General features: G+C 35.9%; 12 protein-coding genes. All 12 read right to left on the bottom strand.

Features of this window, described 5'->3' with window-relative positions:
* Positions 1-16: 16 nt before the first annotated feature.
* Entirely contained in the window at positions 17-1,306 is a 1,290-nt protein-coding gene (locus BBH99_RS05640; RefSeq protein ID WP_066693148.1) for a sigma-54 interaction domain-containing protein, read from the bottom strand.
* A gap of 36 nt (positions 1,307-1,342) precedes the next feature.
* Positions 1,343-2,140 (bottom strand): tetratricopeptide repeat protein, encoded by a 798-nt coding sequence (locus BBH99_RS05635; protein WP_066693145.1) that lies wholly within the window; start codon positions 2,138-2,140, stop codon positions 1,343-1,345.
* Positions 2,112-2,561, bottom strand: a complete 450-nt coding sequence (locus BBH99_RS05630; protein WP_083188755.1) for a hypothetical protein — start codon at positions 2,559-2,561, stop codon at positions 2,112-2,114. Before BBH99_RS05630 ends, BBH99_RS05635 begins: the two co-directional genes overlap by 29 nt.
* Positions 2,562-2,631: 70 nt before the next feature.
* The gene (gene miaB / locus BBH99_RS05625) at positions 2,632-4,068 is read right to left on the bottom strand and encodes a tRNA (N6-isopentenyl adenosine(37)-C2)-methylthiotransferase MiaB (protein WP_066693141.1); all 1,437 of its coding nucleotides are present in this window, start codon (positions 4,066-4,068) and stop codon (positions 2,632-2,634) included.
* 170 nt (positions 4,069-4,238) lie between these two features.
* The gene (locus BBH99_RS05620) at positions 4,239-4,649 is read right to left on the bottom strand and encodes an energy transducer TonB (RefSeq protein ID WP_066693138.1); all 411 of its coding nucleotides are present in this window, start codon (positions 4,647-4,649) and stop codon (positions 4,239-4,241) included.
* Positions 4,650-4,667: 18 nt separating this feature from the next.
* Complete coding sequence (locus BBH99_RS05615; RefSeq protein ID WP_066693136.1) at positions 4,668-5,417, bottom strand: hypothetical protein; 750 nt, start codon at positions 5,415-5,417, stop codon at positions 4,668-4,670.
* A 9-nt stretch (positions 5,418-5,426) separates the two neighbouring features.
* A complete protein-coding gene (locus tag BBH99_RS05610; RefSeq protein ID WP_066693133.1) occupies positions 5,427-5,906 on the bottom strand; it encodes an energy transducer TonB in 480 nt (159 codons plus the stop codon).
* A gap of 136 nt (positions 5,907-6,042) precedes the next feature.
* Positions 6,043-7,776, bottom strand: coding sequence for a thiamine pyrophosphate-dependent enzyme (locus tag BBH99_RS05605; RefSeq protein ID WP_066693131.1), 1,734 nt, complete (start codon positions 7,774-7,776; stop codon positions 6,043-6,045).
* Between the two features lie 226 nt (positions 7,777-8,002).
* Entirely contained in the window at positions 8,003-9,205 is a 1,203-nt protein-coding gene (gene lysA, locus BBH99_RS05600) for a diaminopimelate decarboxylase (RefSeq protein WP_185111048.1), read from the bottom strand.
* Between the two features lie 259 nt (positions 9,206-9,464).
* Positions 9,465-10,688, bottom strand: coding sequence for a 3'-5' exonuclease (locus BBH99_RS05595; protein ID WP_066693126.1), 1,224 nt, complete (start codon positions 10,686-10,688; stop codon positions 9,465-9,467).
* Between the two features lie 153 nt (positions 10,689-10,841).
* Positions 10,842-13,274 (bottom strand): delta-60 repeat domain-containing protein, encoded by a 2,433-nt coding sequence (locus tag BBH99_RS05590; RefSeq protein WP_066693123.1) that lies wholly within the window; start codon positions 13,272-13,274, stop codon positions 10,842-10,844.
* A 6-nt stretch (positions 13,275-13,280) separates the two neighbouring features.
* Positions 13,281-14,772, bottom strand: a 1,492-nt coding sequence (locus BBH99_RS05585; protein WP_123873024.1) for a T9SS type A sorting domain-containing protein, incomplete at its 5' end; no start/stop codon positions are given.

The following is a 14,772-nucleotide window of genomic DNA, read 5'->3' as shown; positions in this document are numbered from 1 at the left end:
TATTTTTTGTGCTTTATTAATCTTCCAGATTATACTGTTTTATTTTTCTATATAAAGTTCTCTGCGAAATTCCTAATTCATCTGCAGCTCTGTTTCTTCTTCCTTTATGTTTTTCTAATGCTTTGATAATCAAATCTTTTTCATTATTCTGAAGAGAGAGGGATTCTGGTCTGTTTTCTTCTACTTCAATATCCTCAACATCTTCGTAACTGTCATCCGGATTTGAAATAATGGTAGGAGTCTGAACAGACGGAGTATCATTATTATTCTCAAAGTACAGTAAAGAGCCGGAATTGAGCTGTGATTGGTTTTCAGAAGTATAAATTCTGTTAATCAGATTTTTTTCATGATTGCTCAGATCTGCTGTTCCTCTGTTCTTTATTAGTTCCGAAGTTAAGGATTTTAAATCATTAATATCGTTTCGCATATCAAAGAGAATCTTATACATGATTTCCCTTTCGCTTCCGAAATCACTAGATTTTGGTGCACTCTGATTGTTTACCACCATCGGAAGGTGGGTTTCCATCGGAATATATTCTGCAAGCTTTTCAGCTGTGATATTTCTGTTCCTTTCCACCACAGTCATCTGCTCAACAAGATTTCTTAATTGACGGACGTTACCTGGGAAAGAGTAGTTTTCTATATAATGAACGGCGCTTGGCTCCAGTTCCAGCTCAGGCATTCTGTATTTTTCTGCAAAATCTATTGCAAACTTTCTGAACAGTAAATGAATATCTCCTTTTCTTTCTCTTAAAGGTGGCATATCAATCTGAACGGTATTCAAACGATAATACAGATCTTCACGGAATCTTCCGTCATGAATGGCCTTCATCATGTTAACGTTAGTGGCTGCCACGATTCTCACATTGGTCTTTTGTACCTGTGAAGAACCTACTTTCATAAACTCACCACTCTCCAGTACTCTTAAAAGACGAACCTGCGTTTGTAGTGGAAGTTCTCCCACCTCATCCAGGAAGATGGTTCCACCGTCTGCTACTTCAAAATATCCTTTTCTGGTGGCTGTAGCGCCTGTAAAAGCTCCTTTTTCGTGCCCAAATAATTCTGAGTCTATAGTTCCTTCAGGAATAGCTCCACAGTTTACTACAATATAAGGCTGATGTTTTCTTCTGGATTCTGAATGAATGATCTTTGGAATAAATTCTTTTCCTACTCCACTTTCTCCGATAACAAGGACAGAGATGTCGGTAGGGGCAACCTGTATCGATTTTTCCAGGGCCCTGTTGAGTGCCGGAAAATTCCCGATAATTCCGAAGCGGTTTTTTATGTTTTGTAACTCGTTGCTCATAAGTAAATTTTTGATTATTGACTGAATGTTACTATTCTACAGCTCTTCAATCTGCTGTCTGTAGACTTTGTTAAAATGATGAGTATAGACATCTTTCATAGTCTTTCCTTCATCGTAGGTTTTTAAGGCTAACATTTTCAAATCCAAATAATCTTTGTTCCTAATTTTAGAAACTTTACTTTTAAAGTATATATTCTCGGCAAAGTTGTATTCTTTGCTTTGTTTTTCAAAATTCTCAAGGGCTTTATCATATCTTCCCAGCTCAAAATAGGTAACTCCCAGCTGGTAATGATCGAACATTCCCTTCACATATCCTCTTGTAGCCAGTAATCTTTCGATAATTCCGGCTGCTTTTTCTTTCTGCCCTAAAGCACTATAGGACATAGCTTTCACTACATCCAGATTATAATCTCCGTTCTGCGACCTTCCCAAGTCTTCCGGATAGTATTTTTTAAGCTCCTCCAGATCCAGAATAGCTCCTTTATAGTCTCTTAAAAACTGAAACTTACACCAGCCCCTGTAGCCAAGATGCATTTTAGGATCTAATGCAACCGCTTTATCAATCAGGATTTTCCAGGTCGCAAAGTCTCCGTTTTTGAGATAAGGTACCGCTTTCTCCATATAAGCATTGGAGAAATCCGGACAAAAACCTATTGCTTTATCAAAGTCTTCCTGAGATTCCCGGGAACCCTGTAAATCTGAAGCTGTGTTGTAAAGTTCACAGGCTTTTTTACAGTCCTCACCCTCTATTGCATTACAGTTGACCTGTGCAATAGTATTGGTGTACACTATAAGTAACAAAAAGCTAAGGTAGTACCTCTGAAACTTTTCCATCTTCAATTTTATAGGTTAAATACTGATAGTAATCTACTTTTAAACCTTCTATCTCTTTTGGCATCCAGCCATTTAATGATTTTGTGAAATTCAACAGCTTATTTTCCAGTTCTTCATTTAAAACAGCATCTTTCAAATCCGAATCCATATGCTTAGATCTAAACAGCCCTGTTTTTCCTTCACAATTTACTAAAAATCTAACGGTAATATACCCGTTGACTTTCTTTTCTGAATATATATTTTCTTTTTTAAGTTTTTCTTCAATAGCAATTTTTTCTCCTTTATAACCGAACATCTTGGGTCCGTGATAATATTGAAAACTGAAATGCCTCTCTTTTCTGGCTCCACACTTTTTAAATCCTGCTTCATCCAACTTTTCATCAAAAGCTATATCGCCCACGGTATCCGGATATTTACTCATTTTTTTCTCTGCCTGACAAGAAAGCAGAACAAAATAAGGTAAAAAGGTAAACCGCTTTCAAAACTTATATTTATTCTGTGATTTTCCCTAAAAGTGTGCCCTGGGTATTATCATATACAAAAATATCCACAATGTCACCTATTTGCTGACCTTCAAGCTTATCGAAGACACAAACAGCATTTTGGGAGTTTCTTCCTTTCCATTGGTTTTCGTTCTTTTTAGAAGTTCCCTCGATCAGGATCTGATGAACTCTTCCTACATAAGACTGCATTCTCTTTCTGGAAAGTTCTCCCTGAAGGGCTATGACCTCAGCAAGACGTCTCTGCTTCACATCAGCCGGAATATTGTCTTCCATTTTCTTATGAGCGGGAGTTCCCGGTCTTTCGGAATAAGCGAACATATAACCGTAGTCATATTCTACTTCTCTCATCAGGCTTAATGTATCCTGGTGGTCTTCTTCTGATTCATTGCAGAATCCTACGATCATGTCCTGAGAGAAAGCTACTTCCGGAACAATTTCTTTCGCTTTTCTGATCAGTTCCAGATATTCTTCACGGGTATGCTGTCTGTTCATTGCCGCAAGCATATTATTGCTTCCACTTTGAACAGGAAGGTGTACATATTTACAGATATTATCGTGCTTCGCCATCATTCTGAATACATCAAGGCTCATATCCTGAGGATTTGATGTAGAGAATCTGATTCTCATTTCCGGAACGGCTTTGGCTACCAAATCTAATAACTGAGCAAAGTTAACGGCTGTTGCTTTCTGCATTTCAGATGCTTTGGCAAAATCTTTCTTAGGGCCCCCACCATACCATAAGTATGAGTCTACGTTTTGTCCTAAAAGGGTAATTTCTTTATAACCGCTATTCGCCAGGTCTTTACATTCTTCAATAATGGAGTGCGGATCACGGCTTCTTTCTCTTCCTCTGGTAAACGGAACTACACAGAAAGTACACATATTATCACACCCTCTCGTAATGGTAACGAACGCTGTTACTCCGTTTCCGCCTAAACGAACAGGGTTGATATCTGCATATGTCTCTTCTTTGGAAAGGATTACGTTGATAGCATCTCTACCATCATTCGTTTCCTTCAACAAGTTCGGTAGATCTCTATAAGCATCTGGCCCCACTACAAGGTCAACCAGTTGTTCTTCTTCTAAGAATTTGGTTTTTAATCTTTCCGCCATACATCCCAGAACTCCTACCGTCATATTCGGTTTTTCTTTCTTAAGATTTTTGAATTGGGAAAGACGCATTCTTACCGTCTGCTCAGCCTTTTCACGGATAGAACATGTATTTAACAGGATCAGATCAGCCTCTTCCACTTTCATTGTTGTATTATACCCCTGTTCGTTAAGAATGGAGGCAACAATTTCGGAATCTGAGAAGTTCATCTGACAACCATAGCTTTCTAAAAACAGTTTTTTAGAATTCTCAGGTCTTTCGGCAATAGCAAATGCTTCGCCCTGTTTTGTTTCGTCTATATATTTTTCCTGCACGATAATCAATTTAAGGTTCTCATTTAAAAACACAAGAAATTACTCCGTGAATTTTAAATTACGAACAGATGAGTCTGCAAAGATACAAAATATTGTGACAGAATGGCAGGAGGATTATTACGATCTGTTAAACTCGTAAAGAGCCATGATTTTCCTTTATCCAATAAGTATTAGTCTCCGTGATCAAAATGATCGGATGTAAAGTTGATTTTAATAATTTTCTTGGAAACTACAGGTTCTCCATTCTTCATTGCAGGCTTCCATTTCTTTTTTACTTTTTTAATAGCAAACTTCATGTCATCAATAAACATCTCACTATTCTTTACTTTGGGCAGCACATCCAGGTTTTCTGTTTTACCGTTTGTATTCACATCAAAGACAAAAACAAATTTTCCGTTTACGGCATATTTTCGCAAGTCAATATAGGAATGAATCATTTGTAGAAATTCTTTAGTAAAGGCTTCATCTCCGCCTGGAAATTCTGCATCTTGTGAAGTTGGTATATCTTCTTTCGGGGATGACTGTTGTGAATATCCTATGAATCCCAAAAGCAGAAACAGGATTGCAATGTGTTTTTTCATACTTATTAGTTAGTGCATTTAATAGTCAGTAAATTTGAGGTTTACCCGGGTGTTTACTTTTACCGGAACTCCTTTTTTTGTGGCAGGAATCCACTTTTGTTTCACTTTTTTAAATCCGTATTTTATGTCTTCAATCAATCCTTCGCTATTAGGGACCTTAGGTTCTACATCAATAACATTTGTAGAGCCGTCTGTATCAATAGTAAAGAAAACGGTAAAAATCCCCTTCACATTATAAAAATCATAATCTATGGATGAGCGTACATTTTTTTTGACTTCATCCCTGAATGAAAGCATTCCATTAGGAGGAAAAGAAGGTTTAGTAATGAAGTTTCGGGTGTCATAGTTCTCCTTGTAATTTTCAAAAAAATCTGAAGGAATAAATGGAAAGTCTGTATATGCTGTGATATTTTTACCATCAACTTTAGCAGGTTGCCAATCTTTAAGCGCTCCCAATGCTTTTACGATTAAATTATAAGCGCATTTGTTTTTTTCTGCACTTTCAATATCATTCTTTTTTCTTATTAATGCAGGTTTAACGTTTTCATCAATTCTCAGGGTTACCCAATACATTTCTTTTATGTTATTATTGTCACATCCTGAAAGCTTATTTTTAGTGAAATACTCCTGGATATCTTTAAACATCTGAATATTTCCGCCTTTATAAGCATCCTGACCAGGAGGATAATCAGTCATCGCCGGCCTTTGTGCCAGTGCAGCAAAAAACGTAAAAGTAAGTAAGAAAATGGTTAATAGTTTTTTATTCATGATTTTGGGTTACATATCTACTGATAATGATGAGAAGTTCATTTTTACCTTCATTTCTGATTTTACAGGTTGCCCGTTACAGGTTGCAGGTTTCCAATTTTTTTTGATTCTTCTCACTACATACTGCATATCATCGAAAAAGGCTTCACTATGCAAAACTTTTGGAGCTCCAACTGCATCTATTACCTTTCCTGATTCATCTATTATTAAAGTAAATGTAAAATCACCACTTAATGTATAGAAATCTGCATTCAGGTATGTATACATATATTTATTCAGGATATCTTTGTAAGCTGAAGCTCCTCCTTCAAAAGCTGCCGGCTTAAAATCATTACACTTTACAGCCACCTGCAGAAAAGGTTCTTTAATATCTATTTTAAAAAGATTTTTATTGTTTTCTACAATAAAGGAATCATCTCTGTCTTCAAGCTCTTGTGCAAAAGAAAAGTTCACAAAAAATAAGGCAAAAAATAAAAGTACCGTTCTCATAGCTTGATTTGTTCATTAAATTAATCAACAAAGGTAAATATTTAGATGTCTTACTAAAAAGAAAAACTTCACACAATGTATGAAGTTTTCTAAAATAGATTTCACATCTTGTTTACAGAAATTTTTAAAATCCCTGTTATAACAAACCTTTGATATGTTTATAATTACTTTTAACGGTTTCAAGCACCTCATCCATTTTGCCCCCCAACATAAGCTGAGCCATAGATTTGGTCATTCCCAGAACCTGATCCAACTCAATCTTTGGAGGAAGAGCCAATGCATTAGGATTGGTAAAAATATTGAGCAGGTAAGGCCCGTTATAATCCAGGCATTCCTTAATGGCATTTTCTACCTCTTCAGGTTGATGTACATTTTTCCCGGGATACCCCATGGCTTGGGCTACCAATGCAAAATCCGGGTTAATCATATCTGTTTCGTTATCCGGCATTCCACCCACTTCCATTTCCAGCTTTACCATTCCCAGTGTTCTGTTATTAAAGACGATCAGTTTTACAGGAAGTTTGTATTGAAAAATAGTTGCCATATCTCCCAAAAGCATCGATAAGCCGCCATCTCCACACATGGCAATAATCTGTTTATCCGGATGTGATAAAGCAGCTCCGATAGCCATTGGCATTGCATTAGCCATTGATCCATGGTTAAAAGATCCCAACATCTTCCGTTCCCCGGTTCCCGTAATGAATCTTGCTCCCCAAACGCAGCACATTCCCGTATCTACAGTAAAGATCGCATCTTTTTTAGCTAACCTATCTAATGTATGGGCTACATATTCAGGCTGAATAGCATCTTCTTTTCCCGGATCTTTTACATATTCAAATTGATTTTCTTTTACTTTATCATAAAAAGCCAGCTGCTCATTGAGAAAGTCAACATCTGTTTTCTCGTTCAGCAAAGGTAGCAAAGCCATAATGGTATGTTTAACGTCTCCTGTAAGACCTAATTCAAGCTTAGCCCTTCTTCCAAGCCTTTCCGGACTTTCATCGATCTGAACGATTTTATTTTTTACCGGCATAAACTTCTGATAAGGGAAATCTGTGCCCAGAAGGATCACAAGATCTGCTTCGTGCATCGCATGATAGGCAGAAGGAAACCCCAGCAAACCTGTAAGACCTATTTCATTAGGGTTATTAGGCTGAATGGCCATTTTTCCCCGGAAAGAATATCCTACGGGAGCTTTTAATAAATGGGATAACTTTATCACTTCAGCACTGGCTTCAGCGGCTCCTATCCCACAATAAAGGGTTATTTTTTTGCTTTCATTGATCAGTGCAGCCAGATTTTTCAGTTCATCATCTGATGGTCTTATGACAGGATTGGTTTTAAAGATCTGAGCAGAGGTAGTTGCCTCTTGTGCGTCCAGTTCTGAAACATCTCCCGGAAGACCAATTACAGCTACTCCTTTTTTGGAAATTGCATGCTGAATAGCCGTCTGTACAGTTCTCTGTACCTGTTCAGGCCGAGTAATCATCTGATTATAATAACTGCAGTCATCAAACAACTTTATTGTGTTCGTTTCCTGGAAATAATCCATGCCCATTTCATCACTGGGAATTGTAGAGGCAATCACCAGCATCGGAACATGAGATCTGTGTGCTTCATATACCCCATTAATCAGGTGAACGTGTCCCGGGCCACAGCTTCCTGCACATACTGCCAGACCATCAAGTTCTGCTTCGGCTGCGGCGGCATACGCCCCTACTTCTTCATGACGAACATGAATCCATTGGATGCTGCTTTTCTTCACCGCAATATTTAGGTGATTGAGACTGTCTCCTGTTACTGCATAAATTCTTTTCACATTGGCATTTTCGAGCATTTCAACAATTTGCTCTGCTATGTTTTTAGCCATAATTAATAGATTTGGTAGTTGTTTTCTATGAGTTGATCGGGATGTACATATCCTAAGTCTATCAAATTTAGCTAATTAATAGGAGAACTAATAAGGATATAGTATTAAAAAACTCGTAAATTTTCATAAAATCTATATCGCTTTTATTTTCACACAGAGTTCACAAGTTTTTTAAATAAAAACGGCTATCCAAAAGGACAGCCGTTCATTTATTATTTCATATTGATTAAATAACCACTTCAATCTGGTTTCTCAATAAATCTTCAAATTCGTCTCTTTTACGGATCAGGTGGGCTTTACCATCAAGGAACAGAACCTCAGCAGGCTTTAATCTTGAATTGAAGTTTGAACTCATTTCAAAACCATAAGCTCCCGCATTGTGGAATGCAAGGATATCTCCCTCTCTTACTTCATGTAATTTTCTGTCCCATGCAAAAGTATCCGTCTCACAAATGTTTCCCACAACAGTATAAATTCTTTCTGCTCCTTTTGGATTGGATAGATTTTCAATAGCATGATAAGAATCGTAGAACATAGGACGGATCAGGTGGTTAAACCCTGAATTCACCCCAACAAAAACGGTAGCTGTAGTTTGTTTGATTACATTGGCCTTTACTAAAAGGTATCCGCTTTTTCCTACTAAGAATTTCCCTGGTTCAAACCATAGCTCGAATTTTCTCCCGGTTGTTTTTGAGAACTCTCCTAAGACTTTTTCTACTTTTTTCCCCAGTGTTTTAACGTCTGTTTCTTCCTCACTATCCTGATAAGGAATTTTGAACCCACTTCCCATATCCAGATATTTCAGATTAGGAAAATGCTCAGAAAGCTCAAGCATGATATCCAACGCCTGAAGGAAAACTTCAGGATCTTTGATTTCACTTCCTGTGTGCATATGAAGTCCTTCAACATTAAGATTGGTACTCTTCATCACTCTTTCAATGTGACGAAGCTGGTGAATAGAAATTCCGAATTTACTATCGATGTGACCCGTTGAAATTTTATAGTTTCCTCCGGCAAAAATATGTGGGTTGATTCTAACAAAAATAGGGTAAGAATTTCCGTATTTATTCCCGAACTGTTCAAGAATAGAAATGTTATCAATGTTAATATGAACTCCGAATGTCATTGCTTCCTCTATCTCAGCTAAGTCAACACAATTGGGAGTAAATAATATTTTTTCTTTTGGAAATCCTGCCTTTAATCCTAATTTGACTTCATTAATAGATACACAATCCAAAGATGCACCCAGTTTCTTGACATACTTAAGGATATTAATGTTTGTTAATGCCTTCGCTGCGTAGAAGAACTTAGTATGTTTTAAAAAAGAAGATGTAAGTTTTTCGTATTGAACTTTGATGGATTCAGCATCGTAAACGTACACTGGTGTGCCAAACTCATTGGCGATCTTTAATAATTCTTGTGAATTCATAATTTCATTTTAACATAAAAAAAGGCAGATTCTTAGAAAAAGAGCCTGCCACATTGATTATTTTTTATGCAAGACAAGTCTTTTAAATATTCCAAACCTTAGAGAACTTAACAGCTCCCTTTTTTCCAGTTTTTATTTGTTTAAAAATTTGCATTGCTTCTATTTATTTTTTGCAAAAATACTATTTATTTTTTATTCTGAGAAAATTGATTTGAAAAGCATCTTCTTTCTAATCAAAATCTAAGGCTTACATTTTCTATTATTTAGGCAGTGGCAACGTTTCAAAATCACCACGCAGAAGGGCTAACTGCAGCTCATTGTTCAAATCTGCTGACGACAGCTGGAGGTCAATTTTTAATTTGGCAAGCTTACTGAGTGTTTGTATCTGTGTAAACAGCTCATAAAAGCCAAAAGAGACGACCTTTCCATTTTCAATAATTAAAAATAATTTTTCGCCTAACTTTCTTCCTGCACCGAGCCAGAGTTCATTTCTTTTTCTGAATTCTATTTTCTGTTTCAATACTGCCGCATCATTATATTCTTCGTGAGCTCCAATAAACTGAACGGCTTTTGTTCCCTGGGTAAATGACCGGAATTTAAGGATCGGCTTTTCTGTTTTATTAAGCTTATTCTTTTCAACAACATATTTATTGTTTCTGTAATAAAGCCCGAAAGGCAGCACTTCTTTTTTCTTAATATTTTTAGAATTCAGGATTAGTTTAGCGATAATATCCGTTCCGGTAAGCTCAAAGTTGACCTGTTCAGCATCTTTCTGAACCTGTTCCCATTTTTTGGACTTTGAGTTGAATACTTTTTTTGAAAACTTATTGATATCCTGAACATAATCTGAGAAGATAATTCTTCCTGCCTCATCCTGAAAATACACAAAGCCTTTATCATTTGGAAGATCCTGTGTGAGTTCTTTAATCTTATTGATATAGGTTTTTGCATTGGTTTCTTCGTGTTGCTTCTGGATAATTTCGTTCTCAGTATCTTTTGATATTAAAAGTTTGAAAAGTTCCAAAGTTGCCCTTGCATCCCCATCGGCCCTGTGATGATTAGTCAGAGGAATTCCCAGTGATTTCACCAATTTTCCTAGTGAGTAGCTTACCTCATCAGGAATCAATTTTTTAGCTAATGGAATAGTATCTAATGTATTGATTTTAAAATCATACCCCAGCCTTTTAAATGATTGACGAAGCATTCTGTAATCAAAATCAATATTATGCCCTACCAATGTTGTATTTTGGGTAATTTCAATAACTCTTTTAGCTATTTCATGGAACTTGGGAGCCGTTTTTACCATCTTAGGGGTAATACTGGTCAGCTTCTGAACAAAGGGGGTAATATCACCTTCCGGATTGACAAGGGATATAAACTGATCTGTAATTTTCTGCCCATCATATCTGTAGATGGCGATATCTATAATGCATTCATTTCTATAACCTGCACCATTACTTTCTATGTCTATAATTGAATACATTTATTTTCGTTAACTGCTGTGTTTATTATTAAAAATTTTAGCTCTTCCATCAGATATTATTTCCCATCAGTAAGGATAACCTGCTAAAATAGTAAAAAATATATCAAAACAGGCAACTCAAAAAGCCTACCACTTAACCACTAATATATAAATTTATTTCAATTTTTTTATTTTAGCGGTATAAGTTATTATATTTCCAGTACTTCTGTTCTTATTAAGTCCACCTATAATTATCTCATTATTGGGAGTGATTCCCATAGCGCTGATATCTTCAAAGAAATCATTGGGATTACCATCTTCCATATCAGAGAATACCCCATCATTCTGGACACTGAAAGTGGTATCTAAAGTTCCATTGGTATTTAATCTTATCGTATATCCGTTACTGTCTGTAAATAATTTTGTGCGTTTTCCTGAAATCAACAGTTTATTATCACTCTGAACCGTAATGGAGTAAAATGTTGCATCAGAATCCGAAGAATTGTATGCATATTCAAAAATACCTCCATTTCCGTAAGATGTATCCAGTATCCCTGAAGAATTATATTTTTCTACGAGCAGAGTGGTATTAAAGTTTTCACTTTTACTTTTAAGAATATAGACATTATTTAAATTGTCCAGTACAATTTTTTTGAACCCAGAAGCTGGATTTGGATCAGCAATTTCAGCTGTCCCCACATTACCGAAACTTGCAATTGGATCACCATCAAGACTATATTGTTTTATAATTTTTTTATCTGTCGTAAAATCAACAGTTACAATTCTTTGGCTGTTAACATCTACTTTATCCAAGTCTGCATCATACGAACCATATCTCTGGGTAACAGAAATATATTTATTGTTATTGGCAAAAGATCCATCGATGGTTCCGTCTAAATTATACCGGCACATCACAGAACTTGAAAACTGGGTTCCAAATGAAGAATAATAGGCATACATTTTATTCTTGGCTGCAGAATAAATGATTTTATTGATATACCTCTGGTGTGCTCCCGGCAGGTTTTCAAACTCGAAGTTGTCTATAATTTTACCATTATCATCTAAAATAACACTATACCTCTGGGTATTGGTTCCATAAATGTAAACATTAGCTACTACTTTATTATTAGGCAGCAAATCAAATTCGCTGGTTGCCATGCCGGTAAAGGTTCCATTATTTCCAAAAGATACATCAGGAGTTCCGTTGTTCAGATATCTTTTCAGCTGATTCTGATACAGTACATATATTTTACCATCCGCTCTTACTTTAATATTACTTATTGAACTAGCATAAGAAGCCCCACATTCAGGTGATACCATTGTCATAGTATTGCCAAGCTTGTTAAACTGAATATAATTTCCCGTAGCTTCCCTGCAAAACCAATTGCCATACATTGTCAGCGGACTCGTAAAACTCCCAGCAGGCAAAACACCAAATGCTCCTGCAACCAGATAATCATCATAATTACTCAAATTGTTAACCGCAGGCCCATTGGGCAATGTACTTCCATCTGAATCAAATTCTCTGTACAATACATCTTTATATACTCCGGGCTTTTTATATCCTATAGCATAAATAATCTCCTGATTACTTGCATTTACTTTAGCATCCACATCATTCACTACATCCTCCTGCGTTCCTTCATCATAAGTTACTTTTCCAGCTCCACCAAAAGAATTATCATAACTTCCATCTGCATTAAGCTTTACCAATGCTATATCAATATTGTTAATTGTTCTGGTACAAGAGCCACCCAGCATAATTTTACCGTTGTATAAAATTTTCATCACATTCAGATGATCATTTTGTCCAAAGAAATCTATAGTTTTAATACCGTTTGTTCCAAAAGAAGAATCGTAAGTACCATCAGGATTCAGCCTTGTAATAAAGAAATCCGTTTGAGTTCCGTTATTTGTAGTTCCTGCAATCAGTATTTTATCATCCGCAAGAATTTTAAGGCTTTTAATCTCAGACTGGGTTCCAATAGGATAAAACATAAATCCTTTTTGGTTAAAAGTTTTGTCTACATAACCGTTAGCTAGATTATAACGGACAATTACAGACTTATCCCCAGCCCTGCCGGCTACCCAGATTTTATTATTTTTAATATCAATAGCATTGCCCTCATCGTCATCTGTGAAATCAGTAATCACCTTACTGTCTCTGTTAAAATTTTGTGACATATCAAGCTTTGCATCTTTTGAAAGAAGCTTTACTACAGCAATACTTTTATTGTTTTTATCCTTTGAATAGCCAGTTAGATAAACATATGCTCCATAATGTTTGATAGCATTAGCCCTGGAACCTCCATCACCAATAGAAATATAAGCTTTATTATGATTTTTACCATTATAATAAAAGAACCGGTCTTTATGGACAAAATTTCCTTCTGCATTAGGTAAGGAGGCGTCTACTCCCGGACCTGTGTAACCTGCAGCAAAAAGAGTATCATTTGCATATTCAATAGCTGTCAAAATCTGTTTTTCGTTATCATTTTCAACATAACTGAATGGTCCAAGGCCAAAATTGGCATCAAGAACTCCCTGTTGAGAAAAACCCAGCTGGGAAAATCCTAAAAAAAGAAGAAATATTATATTTTTTTTCATGCTGTGTTATTTTTTTATAATCCTTACAGATTGAGAAAAGTTTTTAGCTTCATATTGTACTACATAATTACCGGATATCAGGTCAGAAAGATCAACAGAAACTTTTTCACTACGGGAATCTACACTTTGTTTTTTTACCAATTTTCCAGACATATCATAAACAGAAATCTGAATACTTCCTGTAAGATTCTTATTTTCAGCGAACAAAAGGTCTTTTACAGGATTGGGATATACTCTGAGAATATTGGTTTTATCTGATTTCGCTTCGTTTACATCCAACGTAAGCGATTTTAAAATTTTAAAAACCAGAAAATCATTATTTAATCTTCCACCGCCATAAAGGCTTCCATCTGAGGCCAACTGTATGCTTTCCAGGTTTACAATATCATCTACGGGAGAGTTCGGATTTCCTGTGTAAGTAAAATAATTGAATTTCCCCTGGTTAGCAAAAGCTGTATCCATAGTTCCGTCTAAATTATAACGTGTCAGCCACATAGAGTTATTGGCGTTTACTTTTTCAGTTCCGGCAATATAGATCTTATTTCCATCAAGGATAATATCATTTATAACATATTTAGGGTTTAAGTTGCTGCATAACCAAGGAGTTCCACTAGGATTTATAAAAATATTTGAAGACACCAATGTTTGTAAGTTAACTTTTAAAACTCTGTGGTCACATTCACTTACTTTATTAATAATATAAGCATAAGTATTAGAATCATCTACGAGCATTTTTTTGAAGTATCCCGGATTATCATACATACTTGGAATATTATCATAATTGAAAGCAGGGTCAAGCGTTCCGTCCTGATTTATTTTTTTTATAAAATTGTATCTCGTATTTCCTGAAGAGTTGTTATTAACCTGTTTTTGGCTGTATCCTGTAATCAGAATCTTGCCGTCATTCAACAGTTTAGCATCATTAATAATATCAAGGGAACCTACATCTAGTGTAAGGGTACCCTGATTTCCGAACGAGAAATCAAAAAATCCGTCAGGATTGTATCTTTCAATATACAGATCATCTCCTTTTTGTCCGAAAACATAAATTTTATTGTTGGGTAGAACCAATAAACGGGTATATTTTTTCTGTCCATATTCAAATTCCTGCTTTCCGTTAAAGGCAAAACCAGGATCCAGCACCCCATTCTGATTTATTTTAGTTAGCCCCAGGTCTGAAAGAATTAAAAATGATCCGTCAGCATAAGGATATACATCCCTTGTAGAATTGGCTGAATGATAAGAATCAAAGTAATAATGCCCTTTCCCCTGATTTCCAAATGTAGGATCCAATCCTGAAGTAAGATTATGTTTAAGGACTCCAAAACCACTTTCATAGAACTTATAATCCTCTATTGCTACTCTTCCGAATGCGTACAAGGCATTGTTAGAAAGCTTAATATTAGACAGCTCATCGTAGCTTTTAGATTTGTAGTCAGTTTGTAAGTAGCCTGCACCATTAAAGTTTGAGTCCAGATATTGACTCTGCCCATACGCT

The organism is Chryseobacterium contaminans, assembly GCF_001684955.1.
Classification (GTDB): domain Bacteria; phylum Bacteroidota; class Bacteroidia; order Flavobacteriales; family Weeksellaceae; genus Chryseobacterium; species Chryseobacterium contaminans.
This window is presented reverse-complemented; position numbering and strand designations above follow the sequence as displayed.

Coding starts and splice junctions, on each gene's coding strand:
- BBH99_RS05590 (WP_066693123.1), bottom strand. CDS start 13,274: ATGAAAAAAAATATAATATTTCTTCTTTTTTTAGGATTTTCCCAGCTG.
- BBH99_RS05610 (WP_066693133.1), bottom strand. CDS start 5,906: ATGAGAACGGTACTTTTATTTTTTGCCTTATTTTTTGTGAACTTTTCT.
- BBH99_RS05620 (WP_066693138.1), bottom strand. CDS start 4,649: ATGAAAAAACACATTGCAATCCTGTTTCTGCTTTTGGGATTCATAGGA.
- BBH99_RS05640 (WP_066693148.1), bottom strand. CDS start 1,306: ATGAGCAACGAGTTACAAAACATAAAAAACCGCTTCGGAATTATCGGG.
- BBH99_RS05595 (WP_066693126.1), bottom strand. CDS start 10,688: ATGTATTCAATTATAGACATAGAAAGTAATGGTGCAGGTTATAGAAAT.
- lysA (WP_185111048.1), bottom strand. CDS start 9,205: ATGAATTCACAAGAATTATTAAAGATCGCCAATGAGTTTGGCACACCA.
- BBH99_RS05615 (WP_066693136.1), bottom strand. CDS start 5,417: ATGAATAAAAAACTATTAACCATTTTCTTACTTACTTTTACGTTTTTT.
- BBH99_RS05635 (WP_066693145.1), bottom strand. CDS start 2,140: ATGGAAAAGTTTCAGAGGTACTACCTTAGCTTTTTGTTACTTATAGTG.
- BBH99_RS05605 (WP_066693131.1), bottom strand. CDS start 7,776: ATGGCTAAAAACATAGCAGAGCAAATTGTTGAAATGCTCGAAAATGCC.
- BBH99_RS05630 (WP_083188755.1), bottom strand. CDS start 2,561: ATGAGTAAATATCCGGATACCGTGGGCGATATAGCTTTTGATGAAAAG.